The sequence below is a fragment of the Sulfurovum xiamenensis genome, from assembly GCF_030347995.1.
Taxonomy (GTDB): domain Bacteria; phylum Campylobacterota; class Campylobacteria; order Campylobacterales; family Sulfurovaceae; genus Sulfurovum; species Sulfurovum xiamenensis.
The window spans coordinates 93980-112207 of the sequence record NZ_JAQIBC010000001.1 but is presented as its reverse complement, the minus strand read 5'-3'; the positions used below and the strand labels follow the sequence as shown (position 1 = coordinate 112207).

Sequence of the window (18228 nt, the reverse complement as noted above, 5' to 3'; positions counted from 1 at the left end):
ATGAAATATTTTAATGTAACAGTCATGGAAAAGGGTAAAAAGAGACAAGAACTAGTCAAAGCTGTCAATAAAATGGCAGCCATAAATCTTGCCAAACAAAAATTCCCTATGTCAATGGTGATGAAGGCTATGGAAACATCAGCCCCTCTTGAAGATAGTATATCTGAACTCTTTTCAGGACTTAAAAAATCCTTTAAATCCAAAATACCGCTCAATGATAAAATATCAACAATACGACAGATCGCCGTCATGACCGATGCGGGTATTCCAATCAATGATACATTATTGGAAGTTGCAGAAAATACTGAGAATCAACAGCTAAAAGAGATATACACAACGATCAATAAAGATATTAACTCAGGTAACAGTATTTCAAATGCAATAGAACCCTACACTGAAGAGTTTGGACATGTTGCCATCGCTATGACGAATCTCGGTGAGAGAACGGGTAATATTTCTGAATCATATCACAAGCTTGCAGATATACTTGAAACAATTAGAGATAACACAGCAAAATTTAAAAAAGCCATTAGAACACCCTTGATTACCTTGGCAGCAATGGCTATTGCATTTACAATCTTGATTATGGTGGTTGTACCGAAATTCAAAGATATATTTGCTAAATTTAAAGCAGATCTTCCAATTCCTACTCAAATACTTCTTAAATTGGAATGGGCATTTAACAATTATGGATTATTGATTATTTTTATCTTGTTTGCTGCTATTTTCGCTGTGAAATTTTTCTATAAAAACAATGCAGATTTCAAGTATCAGATGGATAAGATGATGATACACCCAAAATTTTATTTAATTAATAAAGCGATCTTTCTCTCCACAATGCATAAATACAATTTGGTCTTTGGTCAGTTGGTCAAATCTGGTATCCCAGTCTCTGAAGCATTGGAAACAGCTGTTGGTATGGTGGATAATGCTGTGATCAAAGAAAAGCTGTTAACAGTGAATGCAAATATCGGTCGTGGTATGAGTTTGGCTGAAGCTTTCCAGTTGACAAATCTTTATGAGAATATGTTGCTTCAGATGATAAAGGCAGGTGAAGCGGGTGGTCAATTAGATGCCATGATGGATAAAGTGACAGATTATTATGATATGCGATTTCAGGATCTGATCGATAACCTTTCAGCGTATATTGAGCCTATTATGATGTTCTTTATTGCAGGATTGGTACTGCTTATGGCTCTAGGTATTTTTATGCCAATGTGGGATCTTGGAAGAGCGGTGAAAAACTAGATCATCGTCAACAAAAGAGGAATTTCTCTTTTGTTTTAGACATCATAAGCGATGGTGTTTAATGGCTTTTTCTAAATCTTCCATGGTGTCTATACCAAAACTCTCTGTCTCTACCTCTATCATAGCAACTTCATAGCCATGATAGAGGGCTCTGAGTTGTTCCAGTTTTTCTATATCTTCCAATGGTGCAGGTTCAAGCATACAAAATTGATGTAATGATTTGACAGTGAACCCATAGATACCTAAATGTCCTTTGTATGCATCAAAATGATGGTCTCTTGGGTAGGGTACTTTTGCTCTTGAAAAATAGAGGGCCAGGTCATTGGCATCTGTCACAACTTTTACAATGTTCGGATCATCAGCTTCTGGATTTGAAATGGTTTTGTAACAGGAGTTCATCATGATACGTGCATCTTCTTTGTTCTTTTTTGTTAGATCGTAGATGGCCTGCACAACATCAGTTTCGATAAACGGTTCATCTCCTTGTACATTGATAATGATCTCATTTTCATCTAGGTCCAATTTTTGTGCGGCTTCGTAGATACGATCCGTACCACTCTGATGTGTATCGGATGTGAGTATAGCTTGAACTCCATGTGTAAGTGCGATATCTATGACTTCCTGTGAGTCTGTGGCAATAACGACCTTATCGATATCTTCAACGGCCTTCGCTGTTCTTACAACCATCGGTATGCCTCCGATATCTGCTAAGACTTTGTTGGGGAAGCGGCTTGATCCTATGCGTGCAGGAATAATAATCATAATTTAACCTTTATATGTTATAACTTTAATGAATTTTACACTTTATATGCTAAGATACAAGACTTTAAAGGATGTCAATGAACAAAGCACTTTTTCTTCTCAATATGGGTGGCCCCAATGATTTGGATGAAGTAGAACTTTTTTTACATAATATGTTCTCAGATAAAAACATTTTGCCGACAAACTCTATGACACGTGCACTCATTCGTAAAATTATTATAACCAAACGACTGGATGATGCTAAAGAGAGCTATACACATTTGGGTGGAAAATCTCCTTTATCCGATTTGACACATAAACTGATTGATAAACTGAAATCTAAGTTGGATATGCCTATTTATGCTGCCATGCGTTATGTTCCTCCTTTTGCCGGAGATGCATTAAAGCAGTGTAAAGCAGATGGTATAGAGGAGCTTATCTTATTTCCTATGTATCCACAATACTCGACAACTACCACACTCTCTTCTTATGAAGATATTGTTGGAAGATGTAAAGCCTTGGATTATCATCCAAAGATTACCATGTCGACATGTCAATATTTTGATGACATGGATTACATTCATGCGTGTGTAGCTCAGATAGAAAAAGCGATAGGGGATAAGGAGACGAGTGAATATGATCTGCTCTTGTCTGCACACGGGTTACCAATGAGTATTATTAAAGCGGGCGATCCTTACCAACGCCAAGTTGAATCCAATGTCAGTGCCATTAAAACTCTCTTGGCACTAAAAGGAATTGTATTCAAAGATGTGAAGTTGGTCTATCAATCCAAAGTGGGGTCTGCAGCTTGGTTAGAACCTAACCTGGTGGATGTACTACGTAATCCTGTAAATCGTAAAGTACTGATCTATCCTTTAGCATTTACCATCGATAACTCTGAAACACTGTTTGAATTGGATATAGAACATCGTGAAATTGCTGAGAAAATTAAATATGATGATTATATCGTAGCCGAATGTATGAATGACAGTGATACATTTGTAGACCTTATTGTAAAATATGTGTCGAAAGAACCAACACCTATGTACCCTTGTGCTGACTGTAGTATATGTCTTTGCTGTGGGGCAGGACAGCATTTATAATCGATTGATGGTTACAGTCGCTTCTCATATCGTTCATACTACTGAAGTAAATCGTTCGAAATTCATTACGCATCTTGTACCTATTTCAGAGTATGAAGGTTTACAATCAGCACTGAAAGCTGAACATCCCAAAGCAAATCATGTGGTCTATGCCTTACGTTACTTCAATGAGTTTGGGCAAATTGTTGAAAATGCTTCTGATGATGGAGAACCTAAAGGATGTGCAGGTGTACCGGCACTGAATGTTTTGCGTGGTGAAGCACTTATCAATTGTGCAGTACTCATAGTACGCTACTTTGGAGGCATAAAGCTTGGTACAGGTGGTATGGCTAGAGCGTATGCTTTAGCAGTGAAAGAAGTATTGAAAGAAGCTAAACTGGTTCCTTACGAAAAAGAAATTGTCTATATATTTTCGACGAACTATAACGAGGTGGATAAGACACTCTATAGACTCAAACATTTAGGTCTAGTGAATTATGAACGTGATTTTGGTGTGGATAAAGTGGTCTGGAGGTTAGTTGGGAGTGAAAAGAAGATTGAACAGTTTAAAGAGGAAGGACTATAAAGCCTCTTCGTCAGCATTATGGGGTACACCTAGTACCTATAATGCTTCCTCATCTTCCTCTCCTGTTCTAATACGGATTGTTTTAGAGATATCAGATACAAAGATCTTGCCATCACCGATTTTACCTGTCTTAGCATGTTCTTTAATGGCTTCAATTGCTTTGTTTAGATAGTCATCATTGCTGACAACGATCTCTATTTTTACTTTAGGAATGAACTCTACTACATACTCTGCACCTCTATAGAGTTCCGGATGACCTTGCTGCCTTCCATATCCCTTTACTTCAGAAACTGTCATACCCTCTATCCCTTGTTCTACAAGAGCATCCTTTACATCTTCAAGTTTGAATGGTTTGATGATCGCTTCAATTTTTTTCATTGCTTATCTCCTTATATACTACGTTTAAATTCTGGGTATGATTCTATACCACACTCTGTCGCATCGATTCCCTCAAGTTGTTCTTCATCATTTGCACGAAGTACAAAGATTTTGTTAATAATGTATATTGTAATCCATGAAAGTGGAAAAACAATCATACCTACAACAAGTATACCTTTTAATTGTGTCCAGATGCTTACATCTGCTACAAAAATACCTACTGCAAGTGTACCCCAGATACCATTGATTAAGTGAACGGATAATGCACCCACAGGATCATCCATTCTGAATTTATCAAAAATAGGTACAAATAGGACAACTAAAGCTCCCCCGATCGCACCAATGAGTATAGGGGTATGGATATCATATTGGTCTGGTCCGGCTGTAACTGCGACAAGTCCGCCTAGTGCGCCATTGAGTATGACCGTGATATCGAATTTCTTATATCTAAAGTAAGTCAGTAGCCATCCTGAGATAGCTCCTGCAAGACCAGCAGTATTGGTATTCATAATAGTGAGTGCGACAGTATCCGCATTCTCTTTTGATGAGATCGCTCCCACAGAACCACCGTTAAATCCAAACCAACCGATCCAAAGCAATAGCGCTCCCAATGTGACCAAAGGAATATTAGATGCGGGGATAACACGAACGATATTGTCTTTGTATCTTCCTCGTCTAGGTCCCATAATGAGTATAGCTGCGAGCAGTGCCCAACCTCCGGTAGAATGGATCACAGTGGATCCTGCAAGATCTGAAAGTGCTGAGATATCCAAGGCTGTGCCGGCTAAAAAATTTGCTCCCCATGTAAGGTTAACGATGATCGGATAGATCAATGCACCAACAGCAATGGTGAATATAGCTAAAGGCAGGATACGAGAACGTTCACTCACTCCACCACTCATTATATTGACGACTTTCCCTACAAATGCCATTTGAAACATAAAAAATGCCCATTTGCTCATACCGTCTTGATGCTCCCAGCTTCCAAATGCAAGCTCATACCCTATCAGTAAAAATGCCAGAGAAGCGACCGCATAGATCATTACATTTACAGTCAGTACTGAAGTGACATTTTTTGTTCGTACCAATCCTGCTTCAAGCATCGCAAAACCAGGTACCATAAAGATGATAAGTGTCATGGCAAAGAGTGCGAAGAGGGTATCTATAACGTAATTTATTTCCATAATTAGTTCCTTATATTCTAGTTATGGGTATTGTATCGGTTATTTGAATATATTGGAAGTGTCTATAGTGTTCGAAAATAAGGCAGTTTTATAAGGAAAATAAGGAATTTAGGGAAAAATTGATTAATTATTAATCAGAAGGAGAGGGAGAAGGTTTTTTCTTCTCCCTGTAAAAGCTTAGAGTTCATAAGGCATTGTTTTCCTCCCTCTACAGATTAGAGTGCGTCAGCGTCAGTTTCATCAGTTCTGATACGAACAACATGGTCGATCGTACTTACAAAGATCTTACCATCACCAATTTTACCTGTTTTAGCAGATTCATTGATGATCTTGATCGCAGTCTCTGCATAGGCATCCGTACTTACGACAATCTCAATTTTAATTTTTGGGATAAATTCAACCACATACTCAGCACCTCTGTAAAGCTCCGAGTGACCTTGCTGTCTTCCGTATCCTTTGACTTCAGATACGGTCATACCTTCAATACCAGCTTCTACAAGAGCATCTTTGACATCCTCTAGTTTAAATGGTTTGATTATTGCTTCAATTTTTTTCATTATTCAATCCTTTATTAATTATAGCGTAGTGCATGTCTTAGGCATTCACTACATTTTCACCGTGAACTATTTCATCAAGACCAGCTGACTCAGTTTCCTCATCTACTCTTGCACCACCTGTAACCGCTGAAGCGATGTAGTAAATGATGACAGTTCCGATAAGTGTAAAGAGACCAACAACGACTACTGACTCAAGTTGTACCATGAATTGTCCCATTCTATCACCACTCTCTTTAAGTGGACCATCCCAAAGTAGATCTTTATCATCAAGAGCAAGAAGACCAGTTGCAAGTGCACCCCAGAGTCCTGCTAGGAAGTGGATACCAAATGCATCAAGAGAATCATCGTAACCAAGTTTTTTCTTAAGTGTTACGACACCGAAGAATGCAATGATAGAACCAACGATACCTACTACAAATGCTCCACCAACGCTTACAAAACCAGCCGCAGGCGTGATCGCAACCAGACCGGCAATGATACCTGAGGCAATTCCAAGAAGTGTTGGCTTTTTAAAGACAAACCACTCAAGAAGCATCCAAGTTACAGCAGCTGCAGCAGTTGCAACAGTTGTTGTCATTACAGCAAGACCAGCGATAGCGTTTGCACCAAATGCAGAACCACCGTTGAATCCATACCAACCGAACCATAAGAGTGCTGCACCTACAGCAGTAAGAAGGATACTATATGGTTTCATAGCCACTTTAGGGTAACCAGCTCTTTTACCAACCAACAGTGCAAGAACAAGACCAGCTAAACCACCATTCATGTGTACAACAGTACCACCGGCAAAATCAAGCGCACCAGCATCAAAAAGAAGTGCACCGTCACCACCCCATACCATGTGTGTTATTGGAGCATAAACAAGAAGGCCCCAAAGGATCACAACTACCATCCATGTTGAAAACTTCATACGTTCGATCACAGAACCTGCAGCAATCGCTACGGTAATAGCGGCAAACGTACCTTGGAATGCAATAAATACATAAGTAGGGTATGAACCAGATAGATCCGTCCACTTAATACCATCTAGCATTACATTACCAAATCCACCAAATACATTTTGAAGCATAGCGCTTTCATTGGTTCCAAATGCGATAGAATACCCTGCAATTATCCATACAACAAATGCTACAACAAATGCACCCATTACCATTGCATAGGTATTGAGTACATTTTTAGCTCTTGTCATACCTCCATAGAAAAGTGCCAGTCCTGCTGGTGTCATAAGAAGTACAAATGCTGTTGATACCATCATCCATGCTGTATCACCTGTGTCCAGTTTATCTTCTGCAAAAGCGAAGATAGGCAAAAACATTGCCATTAGAGCCGAAAGTTTTAGTTTCATGCTATTTCCTTTTAAATTAATTTTTACAAGACAATAGTAACATGAATGATAATTTTTTATCATAGGTGGATGATTAAATTTTAATCAATACGGTTTTTTATTGAATAAGTGGTATTTCAAGTTTAATAGAGTGTTCTTTGAGAATACATTTGATCTGACTCATTTCTGCATGTATACATATCTCATCATCTGTATCTGTGTAGCGTCCATTGGCCAGTATAGAAAGTTGAGCAATAGAGACTTTTTGATCCTCTATCATGACATGCTGACCAAAAAGTAGTGTAAGAGATATATCAATGGAGTCTGAAGCTCTAAAGGCATTGAGTGTTTTTCTTAGAAGTTTAGAAAAATTATTTTGATCTATTTTAAATGCGGGTAGATCCTGATCGGTTAAAAGCTTAAGAGGATTACTGTTTTTTGTTCTAAATAGGGCTATGTTAGCCTCAAGCAGAATGTTGATATCCGTGGTAATAAGTTTGTCTTTTTCTATTTTACGTGCGGGTTTAATACGTGGCATGTTGTATAGACGTAAGGAAATTTGCTCTTCATTCTCATATCCTACTGTAATAGCGTGAAAGGTATAGGTATCATAATTAAGTGAGAGTGAAGTGGTCTTATAACCAAAAGTTTGAGGCGCATAAGATAAAGCAATATCATAGAGTTCTTTTTTAGTCACATACCCAAATAAAATTTCTGCAGCGTTATTGAGGTAGAGTATTTTCCCCTGATCATTAAAAAGGATAAATGGATTGTTATCCCATTCTATAAAAGATTTAAAATCAATCGATGTTGTGCTCATGTATCTTCTTTCTAAGTGTGTTTCTGTTGATTCCTAACACCTGCGAAAGTTGCAGTTGTGAACCAAATTTATGAAGTCCTGCTTCTATAAGAGGCTTTTCATATAAGCCAAGATATTCCCTGTACGCATCATTACCATCAAGGTGTTTGAGTAAATAGTGGTAAAGTATCTCTTCTATATCTTGTGCATGCATACTTTGTTTCATCACGTGTATATAGACAGACCTTTTGAGACTTTTAGTGTTTTTAGTAAGATTAAGAGGAATGTGTTCAGAGTCACATGTATTCTCATCTATCATTAAAGTAGAACATGCCTCTTTGATGAAGAGATCTTTTAAGTATGTGATGTCTTCAGGACGTTCTTGCAGTGATGGCATGGTATAGATAAAAGCAAAAAGGTCATCAATAAGCTCAGGATTACCCATATAATCTGCTGTGGCAATGATACGTTTATTGGTAAAATCAAGAGAATTTTGATTACTGAGCTTTTCAAAATTGGTGATGATCAGCTCATCATTCTGTTCAAGTGCCTCTTCAACTTCTTTTTGATTGTTACCTGAAACCAAAGGTGTATCTGGAAAAAGGTATCGTGCAAGTGACTTTTTACCGGTATGTGCTTCACCGATGATGATAGACGAAACAAAAAGTGTCTTTGTGAGGGTAAAACTCTTGATGATATGTTGTATTTTATCTGATTTGCTAAAAAATGTTTCCATAATACTCTTTAGTTTGTTTAATTATTAGGCATCAATCATACAAAAATTAAAATAAAAGTATGTTAAAATAATTTAATTTATGGATAAAGGGATTACATCAAAGCATCATTTCAAAGGTTTTACCGGCATTTTTCTTACTTGGAACTGGAACAGGCTGTTGAGTATTTCTCTATTTTGGGCGGTATTGGCAAAAATATAGAATTAGACTATTTTGATGATGTCTTTTCTATGGTCGAGTCAAATTTTGTGCAAAATTTCTCAAAATTTCAAGCACTTGTCTCTCCCTCGTATCTTTTAGAAAGTCCCTATCGTGAAATACTCATGGCAGTAGCCAGAGGGGATGGAAAATTTTATTCTGTACTTAGAAAAGCAAAAGTAAGTGAGGCTCTTGGAGAGAAGATTGTCCAGGAATTGGTCGACTTAAATGTACTGAAAGTCGAAGCCTCAAGAGAATCTCCGCTGCGCAGTCATCCCAAACATAAACTTAAGAAAGAGCAACGCTCTTACCGTGTACAGGATAAACTCCGTTTTGTACAGCCATTTATGCGTTTTTGGTTTGGTTTTGTGACCTATTATAAAAAAGATCTGGCTCTAGGGAAGGGTGATGCTTTTTTAAAGAACTTTGAGAAACACTATGAGCGTTTACGTTCGCTGGTCTATGAACAACTTTGTGATGCACTTTTAATACAGCATTATGCAGAGCATAATACTATCGTAGATAGTGGAAGTTTTTGGAATATTCACAGTGAATTTGACATTTTAGCGGTGAGTCAAGATAAGAAGGTCATCTTGGGAGAGTGTAAGTACAAAGACAGAAAAGTATGCAAGAATGAACTCACTAAGCTCAAGGCCAAAGCAGTGGAGTCGGGTATAAAAGTTGATGTCTATGCACTATTTTCGAAGAGCGGATTTTCGAATGAACTCTTACAAACACAGGATAATGACCTGCTTTTGTTCGACTTGAATGATTTGGAGCATTTATTGTAGTGTATGTCTAGATTTATTAGAGTATCATGCTCTCTATTTTTTCTATTCTTACTGCACTATGGTTATAATCAGGTTCTTTTGAAAGTGGGTCAAGTGTATCATCGGTAAGATAATTGATATCTCTATGTGAAATAGGGATGAAAATGGTCTTGGGATTGATATCTGCGAAAACAACTTTTGCTTTAAGTTCTCCTCTGCTAGAGACTATTTTTACTATTTCACCCTCATTGAGCTGAAAGGCTGCAGCATCCTTTTGGTTCATTTCTACAAATTCCAGTGCTTTATATTTTAAAAGATTTTCTGCATATCCTGTTTTACTTCCTGTATGCCATTGATCTCTTGTTCGTCCTGTGAGGAGAATAAAGGGATACGCTTGCGATGGCTGCTCAGATAGATTTTGGTTTTCTATAAAAAAAAGATTCGCTTTTCTGTCTGGCGTCAAAAAGTGATTTTGATCATAGAGTGTTTCTCCCCATATAAACGGTGTATGTTCAAGATCATCATACTGTGCTTTATAGATGTCAAGGTGCTTTCTATAACTTAATTTTGTCATCTCCTGGTACTCTTCAAAGACTTCTTTGGATGATCTGAAATCAAATGCCTTTTCATGACCTAAATGCTTCCCTATTTGGGCAAACACTTCCCAATCTTGAAGTAAACCATGCTTCGTTTCAAAAGCTACTACACGTGTCAATGTTCTGTCAAGGTTTGTCTGTGTGCCTTCTTTTTCTCCAAAGGGTACAGCTGGTATGAGGATATGAGCGAACTTAGATGTTTCACTTCCCTGATACGCATTGATCTCAATCACCAGAGGGATCTTCTTGAATGCTTCTTCAACAAACCTTCTATGAGGCAGATGATAGACAGGATCCGTATGACAGATGATAAGTATGTCCAGTCCATTCTGATCGGCTTTTTCTATCATTTCAAACGCTGTGAGACCATTTTTTTTGGGTATTTTATCACTCTTCCAGAAATCAGCTACTTTTTGGCAGTTCTCCTCACTGTAGTCCAAATGGACGGCCAACGTTGTACTCAAACCTCCTACTTCTCTTCCACCCATTGCATTGGGTTGTCCCGTTAGAGATAAGGGACCTGAGCCTTTTTTATTGATCTGTCCTGTCAGTATATGTAGATTGTTGATCGCAAGATTTTTATCTACACCCTGAACGGATTGATTAATACCCATGGTCCATGCAGTGATAATATTTTTACTTTGTTTGAAAAGTCTATAAAAGGCTTCAAAAATCTCTTCAGAAAGTTGTGTGCTCTTCAGGAGTACCTTTTCATCAAGTGCCAAGAGCTTCTCTTTATAGCTATTGAAATAGTTACTATGCTCCTTGATAAAATCATGATCTAGTTGGTCTTCTTTTATCAGTTTGATTGCAAGTAGATTTAAAAGATCGATATCTGTACCGACCTTAAGAGGTAAGTAGAGGTCAGCACTTTGTGCAGTCAGTGTAAATCTTGGATCAATGACGACAACCTTTAATCCTTTTTTTTGTGCTTTTTTGATTTTGTTGTGCAAGACAACATGGGCTTCTGCAGTATTGGCACCAATGAGTATCATTAAATGACAGTGTTCAATCTCTTCCATTCTTACAGGGACATAATCCATACCGAAAGATTTTTTGTATCCTACAACGGCACTTGCCATGCATGTTCGTGAATTGGTATCACAATTGGCTGTTCCAACAAAACCTTTTGCAAGTTTATTGGCTACGTAATAGTCTTCATTAAGCATTTGCCCGGAAAGATAAAATCCGATTTTATCAGGGTGGGTAGACTGTTTGATTTTTTCAGCGATCAATTGAAAGCTATCCTCATAGGTGGATGGTCTGAAACTCTCTTCTATGGAGTCTCTATAGTGTACCTCTAACAATCTATTGGTATGGATGGTTTGGGATTGTGAGATACCTTTGGCACATGACATTCCCTGGTTTGAAGGATAATCTTTGACACCTTTAAGCTTATGATTGATGAGTTCAAATTTGCATCCCACACCACAATATGCACAAACTGTTTGACTCATCTAATCCACTTCTTTGAGTGCTACGATCAGTTCGGAGAAGACCTGTGCCCGTTCTCTTTTCTCTGGATGGGTCATAGTATAGATGACTTCTGAGAGCTTAGCTGGGACTTTTGGATTGAGTTTGGTCACTTCATCTCTTGTGATGCTTCTGGGTTTAGTCAGTACAGGTTCAAAGTTTTCTACCGATTCATAACGCTTTTCACCGGTAAGCAGTTTAAAGAGCTTCAATCCGAAAGTAAACAGTTCAAACTCTTCTTTTTTAAATGTTTTGGGGTTACTTTCAAGTTTAAACCAAAGATCCAATCCAAGTTTTTCATTGAGGATATAATTTATCTTTGTGTAAAATGCAAGGGCTTGAAAAGAGTAGTTCGCTGATACATATCTGTCATCAAAGGCTTCATAGGTTTCACCTTTTTGTTTAAAAGCACTATAGGTTTTAAGCAGATATTTTACATGATGTTTCGCTTCAGTGATAGGTAATGCTTTGTGTAGAGTATGTGCTTCTTTTGCTTTTCTTGTGATCTTACCGCCGACAAATATGTGTACCCCATCTACTTTATTTCCCCCATCATCTTTGGCCTTACATCCTTCAAAGCCTATGTCAGCGATACCATGTACGCCACACCCTTTAGGACAGGCAGACCAGTTCATACGTACGGTTGCATTTTCTATAGGTATTTCGGAATTAAGATAGTGTGCCATCTCTATGGCATCGGGTTTGTTAGGTATGACACCAAAGCTACAGGTAGCTGTTCCTGCACAGGCTATCATGTCATTAAAGTAGAGATTATTGAACTTCTCATAGCTTGTGATAAGTTCTGTTGCTTCAAGCTCTTCTAGTACATCTTTTGCAATGTTTATGATATAAAGATTTTGATCATAGGTAAGTCTCAGGTCTCCTGTACCAAACTTTTTTGCCGCTTGGGCAGCAGCTATCAAGTCAGTACCGCTAAATATACCGGATGGCACGATGATCTTGTAATTAAATTTACCATTACGTCCCAATACTTTATTGGACCCTAATGCAATATTTTGAGACTGTACCATCGTTGTACCTGCAGAACTAAACTCGGCATTGGCCTCTTCTTTAATGGCGTTGACAAAGTTCTCAATTCCGACATCATTGATAAGGAATACCAAACGGTTTTTGTTACGGTTGTCACGGTATCCGTAGGTTTTAAACACAGTCAAAAGTGATTGATAAAAAAGACCCACTTCATCCATATGTACAAAAAGGTCTGCATCTTGGGCCTGTACGCCTACACGGGCACCCAAATAGATGTTAAATCCAAATATCCCATCTTTTTGTGCCAAGACAAAACAACAATCATGCCCAAAGATGTTACAGGAGTTGGAAAGAGATCCCAAGATACCTGTATTGAATTTACGAGGTAATACAGAGATCCAATCCGGATTTTCTCCAAAGATATCTTGGAGCTCATTGATGATGGGTTTTGTCTCGATGATGTTATCATAAGCGATGCCATCCAATGGATCGGTCACGATGTTACGTGGGTTGTCCACACCGGTCTGAAAGGTAGAGATACCTACTTCTTTGAGTTCTTGTAAGACTTTGGCAATGTCTGCTATTTGTAAGTAACGCAGTTCAACCTGCATACGTGTCGTCAGATCGATGTAGTCATTCCCATACTTCTGGGCCACTTCACCGATACGTAACGCCTGTTCGTAGTTCAGTTGTCCTGCCGGCACACGGACACGAAGCATAAAGTCTTCACCTTTGTCAAAGAGTCCAAAACATTTTAAAAAATAGGCACTGTCCTCTTTGGCTAAACCTTCATATCCGGCTGCAGCGATCTCTTCGAGTTTGGCATAGACATCCATTGGCTTCTTCAATGCTTTGGTTGTCTCTACTTTGTTGACTTTGCTATTTCTTGCCTCAAAGGCTTTTTCTAAAATGCTCATTTTTGACTCTCTTTCAATCTGTTGGTATAGTGTATGACATCTCCAAAGACCAGAATAGAAGGTCTTGACGCCCCAAGAGAAACCTCCTCAAGATTCTCAAGTGTGGTGGTGAGTACAGTCTGGTTTTTTCGGCTTGCATTGGAGACAATGGCACAAGGTGTGTCCATCTCTATGTCCAATATTTTAGCCTGCTGCACGATCTCTTTGATCCGTGTAAGTCCCATCAGTACAATGACTGTATGATCTCTGTTTTCCAGCATCGGTACCCAGTCAAGATTGATGGCATTTCCTTTTAAGTGGGCTGAGACCACAGTAAAGGCATTGCTGTAATCCCTTGCCGTAATAGGAATATTTGCCATCAACGGTCCTGAGACTGCAGAAGAGATACCTGGGATCACTTCAGTGTTTATACCTTTTTTTGAAAGGTAGAACAACTCTTCAGCCCCACGACCAAAGATGAACGGGTCACCGCTTTTTAATCGTGCGACGGAATAACCTTTTTTAATATATTTGTGTATGAGTTTATTGATCTCTTCTTGGGGTTTGGTATGAAATCCTTTTTCTTTACCTACAAAGACTCTCTTAGTACGCTCTGGTACGATAGCCATGATCTCATCGCTGATGAGGTGGTCATAGAGCACGACATCAACCTCTTTGATAATGTTATAGGCTTTGAGTGTAAGCAGTTCAGGGTCTCCAAGACCGCAGCCTACCAGATATGCTTTCGCTCTCATTTTTTCGATTTCTTCAAGCGTTTTTTCGATCTCTATAATACCTTTGTCTCTTTGTGCCTGTAATGCTTCTAAGAATGTTTCCATATTATCGGGCATGAGTGTCTGACACTTATCTCTGAAGTATTTGGCCACTGTAGGACTTGCCCCGGAGCTTGACACTGCTATCTGAAGAGGTGCATTTTTTGTTAGTGCCATAAAGTAGAAATCACATACTTTAGGTTTATCTACCACATTGAGTAAAAGAGGGTGTTTCTGTTTATACTTTAAAAGTTTTTGTGTGACTTTCTCATTCCCTGTTGCATCTATCACAATAAGATGCTTTTGAATGTCTTTCGTTTTGAAATTTTTGATTTGTATGTCAGAACATAATGTTTTGATCTTAGGATGAATCTCTTTAGAGATCACAGAAAAAGAGATATTGTTCTCTGACAATACTTCAGCTTTTTGTAATGCAACATTCCCACCACCGATCAAAAGAATATGCTGTTCTTTCAGTAGTATGGGTAAAGTTTCTCTCTTTTTCATCTCTATGTTCATCCTATTTTTGATTGAAGTCATTATATCTGCTAAAGGATGGGCACCTATGCATAAAATTGTATATTTTTTAATCAATATGTCTTTAATATATAATTTTAATATCTGTTATAGTCCATATTTATGTAGAAATTAAATGATTAAAAAATAACCATTAATAAGAAAATATACCTCTCTTATCATTGTATACTTCACGCAACATTCATCTTAGAGGAGAAAAAATGGCAGGATTTAAAGCGTTGAAAGGGCAGGGACATATACCTACGTTGTTCATGGCTTTTTTATATTTTGATATGAGTTTTATGGTTTGGACCATGTTAGGTCCACTCTCTACAGAAATAAGTGAGGCACTGGCTGCTACAGGGTATATGATCACAGCAGGTGAAAAAGCTACGTTGCTTTCACTTCCTATTTTATCTGGTGCCTTGTTAAGAATATTACTTGGTTTTGGTGTGGATAAACTCGGAGCAAAACTGACAGCGCTTATGGCACAGTCTGTAGTGATCGCAGCACTGCTTATGGCATATTTTATGGGTGAGACGATTACATACAATGTCCTGCTTATTGTAGCGCTTGGACTTGGTTTTGCCGGAGCATCTTTTGCTGTGGCACTTCCTCAGGCAGGTCAATGGTATCCGCCTAAGTTACAAGGTGTTGTACTTGGTCTTGCAGGAGCAGGTAATATCGGTGTAGTTATTGACTTTTTATTTGCGCCTAAGATCGCAGAAAAATGGGGTTGGGAATCCGTATTTCTAGTGGGTGCCATTATGGCTATCGTAGTGTGGATAGCATATGCATTTCTTGCTAAAGATGCACCAGAATCCGTCTATAAAGCCAGACCTAAAAAACTCTCTGATTACGGGAAACTTCTTAAAGATAAAGATACGTGGTGGTTTAACCTTTTCTATGCAGTGAGTTTTGGTGGGTTTGTAGGTTTTGCAGGCTATATGAAAGTTTATTTGATGAACACATATCAAGTAGAGATGAGTGCGTTTGGACTGGATATATTGGATGAAGATAATGTGAAAGTCGTTGCAGGTTATTTTGGTGCACTGTGTATCTTTGCCGGTGCAGTACTTCGACCTGTAGGGGGTGCCATTGCAGATAAAATGGGTGGTGTAAAATCTCTTTATATTTTCTTCGGTACTGTTGCAACACTGGCTGTAGTGAATGCTACAATAGCATTACCGTTTGGATTAGCCATAGTGGTGCTTTTCCTTATAATGGCAAACTTGGGTATGGCCAATGGAGCAGTATTCCAACTGGTTCCGCAAAGATTTGGTAAAGACATTGGTATTATGACAGGAATCATCGGTGCAGCCGGTGGTCTTGGTGGTACCGCATTGATCAAGACACTGGGTTGGTCAAAAGGTGCTTTTGATGGGTATACCACAGGGTTTATGATATTTGCAGCCGTTGTTTTAGTAGCGATCGCAGGTATCTCACTTGTGAAGACCAGATGGAGAACCACTTGGGGGTTGAAAGCAGGTGGTATGATCTAAATCTCAATTGATGTCATAGAAATCACAAAATTAATATACATCATTGAGTCTAGAGCATTCACTAAAAATTATCGATTAGCTACAGCTAACCTCAAATTTTTAGCAAACACTCTAAACTCAAGCATGAACATTACGTTCATGCTTTTATCACATCAAGTGAGATAATCTTTTCGTTATTATTTTAAATTATGTGATAATTTGTATCCTATAATTTAGACTAATCATAAAGGCAACCTATGTCAAAACAAAGCATAGAAACATCAGGACTCACACTTGCTAAGGGTACACAGCTCAGAGGGGATGATTTTTTTGAAGTGAAAGTGATGGATGACATTACTGTCGCTGTTGTCTGTGATGGTGTGGGGTCTGCGCTGCAAGGGGCTCAGGCAGCTAAACACACGACCAATTTTTTGATCAATGCGCTTAAGAACAGACCGAAAAGCTGGACGATGGAAAAGTCCATTAAACACTTTATAGAAAATATCAACAGAGTGCTCTATCTTGATTCGATGGCAGAATATGATTGTGAAGAACTTGTCACTACGCTTGCATTGGTTGTCATAGAGGGTGACAGACTGTACGGTGCAAATGTAGGGGACAGCCGTATCTATTTACATAGAAATATTGAAGGTAATGTGCAACTTACCCAACTCTCTGAAGATCATATCATGGATGAAGAGGGTATGGAAAATGTACTGACGGCAGCGATGGGACTGGAGGAGAGTGTTTCACCTTACTATTTTGAGAACAACCTTTCAGCAGGAGACCTGATACTCCTTTGTAGTGATGGACTCTATCACGAGCTTTCGGAAGATGAACTGAAATCAGATCTAAAAATGGGCGCCTCTTTTTTAGTAAAAAAAGCAAGTAAACTCCATCATGATGATCTTCCTGATGATACCACGGCCATCGTCCTGGAGATCAAAGAGGTGGATCCCCGGTTCAGGTTGAAGCAAAGTGATCTTATTGTACGTGAGCATTATAAAGCAGGTGAAGTGATCGATGGCTACAGGCTGATTAAACCATTGATCCAAAATAAACGTACCTGGCTTTGTGAAAAACGGGGATTCAATTACGTGATGAAGTTCATACCGTATGAAGCGATGGATGATGAGATGATACTTGACCTGTTTGTCAAAGAAGCATGGATGGCAAAGAGACTCAAAGCAGGCTTTTTCCCAAAAGCAGTGATCCCCAAAAATCGTACACACCGTTACTATATTATGAGTTTTATAGAAGGTCAGACACTCAAAGCGTACAGTGCAAAAAAACCGCTCTCTGTAGATTTGAGTGTTGCATTGGCCTGTTTTTTGCTCAAGATGTCAAATTTCCTTATGAAATACGATCTGGTCCATGGTGATATCAAGCCTGAAAATATTATCGTGACGGAGCGTAAAGGGAAGTTGGTATTTAAAATGGTAGATTTTGGAAGTATCACTGAAGCCTATTCCAATGTGACACGGGCAGGTACACCTTCGTATTTGGCACCGGAACGTTTTAAACAAGCGCCGATCAATGAACAGACAGAGATCTATGCCATAGGTGTGACACTCTATGAAGTACTGACACAAAAGTTTCCGTTCGGAGAGATAGAGCCTTTTCAAAATCCCTCTTTTGAAAAAAGTATCAAAGCACCCTCTAAATTAAACCCTAAAATACCTGCATGGTTTGAAAGTGTAATTTTAAGAGCACTGGATACTGATACGGATCAACGTTACAAAAACTATTCAGAAATGTTCTATGAGATCAGTAATCCCTTGAAGGTAAAACCCTACTTTGATAAAAGTACATCTATTATGGAAAGAGATCCACTTCTGGTATGTCGTATAGGTTTTATAGGAATGGTCGTGTTGAATATCGTTCAGTTTTTGTGGTTCTAGA

At 38.5% G+C, this 18228-nt stretch carries 16 protein-coding genes; 6 read left to right on the top strand and 10 right to left on the bottom strand.

Features of this window, described 5'->3' with window-relative positions:
- Positions 1 to 1248: a type II secretion system F family protein gene (locus tag PF327_RS00525; RefSeq protein ID WP_289400885.1), complete on the top strand. Its 1248-nt coding sequence runs from the start codon at positions 1 to 3 to the stop codon at positions 1246 to 1248.
- 42 nt (positions 1249 to 1290) lie between these two features.
- On the opposite strand, the gene kdsB is transcribed toward PF327_RS00525, so the two are convergent.
- Positions 1291 to 2010, bottom strand: coding sequence for a 3-deoxy-manno-octulosonate cytidylyltransferase (kdsB, locus tag PF327_RS00520; protein WP_289400883.1), 720 nt, complete (start codon positions 2008 to 2010; stop codon positions 1291 to 1293).
- Positions 2011 to 2087: 77 nt separating this feature from the next.
- Here kdsB and hemH point away from each other — a divergent pair, with 77 nt between their 5' ends.
- Both hemH and PF327_RS00510 read left to right on the top strand, forming a co-directional pair.
- Positions 2088 to 3092 (top strand): ferrochelatase, encoded by a 1005-nt coding sequence (hemH, locus tag PF327_RS00515; RefSeq protein ID WP_008243767.1) that lies wholly within the window; start codon positions 2088 to 2090, stop codon positions 3090 to 3092.
- Positions 3043 to 3657, top strand: a complete 615-nt coding sequence (locus tag PF327_RS00510; RefSeq protein ID WP_289400882.1) for an IMPACT family protein — start codon at positions 3043 to 3045, stop codon at positions 3655 to 3657. Before hemH ends, PF327_RS00510 begins: the two co-directional genes overlap by 50 nt.
- 36 nt (positions 3658 to 3693) lie before the next feature.
- Here the strand turns inward: PF327_RS00510 and PF327_RS00505 are convergent, their stop codons facing one another.
- The 6 genes from PF327_RS00505 to PF327_RS00480 form a co-directional block, all read right to left on the bottom strand.
- Positions 3694 to 4035, bottom strand: a complete 342-nt coding sequence (locus PF327_RS00505) for a P-II family nitrogen regulator (protein WP_008243763.1) — start codon at positions 4033 to 4035, stop codon at positions 3694 to 3696.
- A gap of 11 nt (positions 4036 to 4046) precedes the next feature.
- The gene (locus PF327_RS00500) at positions 4047 to 5219 is read right to left on the bottom strand and encodes an ammonium transporter (RefSeq protein WP_289400878.1); all 1173 of its coding nucleotides are present in this window, start codon (positions 5217 to 5219) and stop codon (positions 4047 to 4049) included.
- Positions 5220 to 5434: 215 nt separating this feature from the next.
- Positions 5435 to 5776 (bottom strand): P-II family nitrogen regulator, encoded by a 342-nt coding sequence (locus tag PF327_RS00495; RefSeq protein WP_008243759.1) that lies wholly within the window; start codon positions 5774 to 5776, stop codon positions 5435 to 5437.
- Between the two features lie 37 nt (positions 5777 to 5813).
- Positions 5814 to 7121: an ammonium transporter gene (locus PF327_RS00490; protein ID WP_289400876.1), complete on the bottom strand. Its 1308-nt coding sequence runs from the start codon at positions 7119 to 7121 to the stop codon at positions 5814 to 5816.
- A 97-nt stretch (positions 7122 to 7218) separates the two neighbouring features.
- Positions 7219 to 7920 carry a hypothetical protein gene (locus tag PF327_RS00485; protein ID WP_289400873.1) on the bottom strand — a complete coding sequence of 234 codons (702 nt, stop codon included), beginning with the start codon at positions 7918 to 7920 and terminating at the stop codon, positions 7219 to 7221.
- On the bottom strand, positions 7901 to 8635 hold the full coding sequence (locus tag PF327_RS00480; RefSeq protein WP_289400872.1) for a helix-turn-helix domain-containing protein: 735 nt from the start codon (positions 8633 to 8635) through the stop codon (positions 7901 to 7903). Before PF327_RS00480 ends, PF327_RS00485 begins: the two co-directional genes overlap by 20 nt.
- 138 nt (positions 8636 to 8773) lie before the next feature.
- Here PF327_RS00480 and PF327_RS00475 point away from each other — a divergent pair, with 138 nt between their 5' ends.
- On the top strand, positions 8774 to 9622 hold the full coding sequence (locus tag PF327_RS00475) for a DUF234 domain-containing protein (RefSeq protein ID WP_289400870.1): 849 nt from the start codon (positions 8774 to 8776) through the stop codon (positions 9620 to 9622).
- A 16-nt stretch (positions 9623 to 9638) separates the two neighbouring features.
- Here PF327_RS00475 and PF327_RS00470 read toward each other — a convergent pair whose 3' ends face one another.
- From PF327_RS00470 to cobA, 3 genes are read right to left on the bottom strand one after another with little or no spacing between them, the layout of a single operon-like run.
- A complete protein-coding gene (locus PF327_RS00470) occupies positions 9639 to 11654 on the bottom strand; it encodes a molybdopterin oxidoreductase family protein (RefSeq protein WP_289400869.1) in 2016 nt (671 codons plus the stop codon).
- Positions 11655 to 13577: a nitrite/sulfite reductase gene (locus PF327_RS00465; RefSeq protein ID WP_289400867.1), complete on the bottom strand. Its 1923-nt coding sequence runs from the start codon at positions 13575 to 13577 to the stop codon at positions 11655 to 11657. It abuts the gene before it with no gap.
- Positions 13574 to 14836 carry a uroporphyrinogen-III C-methyltransferase gene (cobA, locus tag PF327_RS00460; RefSeq protein ID WP_289400866.1) on the bottom strand — a complete coding sequence of 421 codons (1263 nt, stop codon included), beginning with the start codon at positions 14834 to 14836 and terminating at the stop codon, positions 13574 to 13576. The genes PF327_RS00465 and cobA overlap by 4 nt, the downstream gene beginning before the upstream one ends.
- Before the next feature lie 230 nt (positions 14837 to 15066).
- Between cobA and PF327_RS00455 the strand changes: the two genes are divergently transcribed.
- On the top strand, positions 15067 to 16347 hold the full coding sequence (locus PF327_RS00455) for an MFS transporter (RefSeq protein ID WP_289400865.1): 1281 nt from the start codon (positions 15067 to 15069) through the stop codon (positions 16345 to 16347).
- Between the two features lie 236 nt (positions 16348 to 16583).
- Positions 16584 to 18227 carry a bifunctional protein-serine/threonine kinase/phosphatase gene (locus tag PF327_RS00450; RefSeq protein WP_289400864.1) on the top strand — a complete coding sequence of 548 codons (1644 nt, stop codon included), beginning with the start codon at positions 16584 to 16586 and terminating at the stop codon, positions 18225 to 18227.
- Position 18228 lies beyond the last annotated feature (1 nt).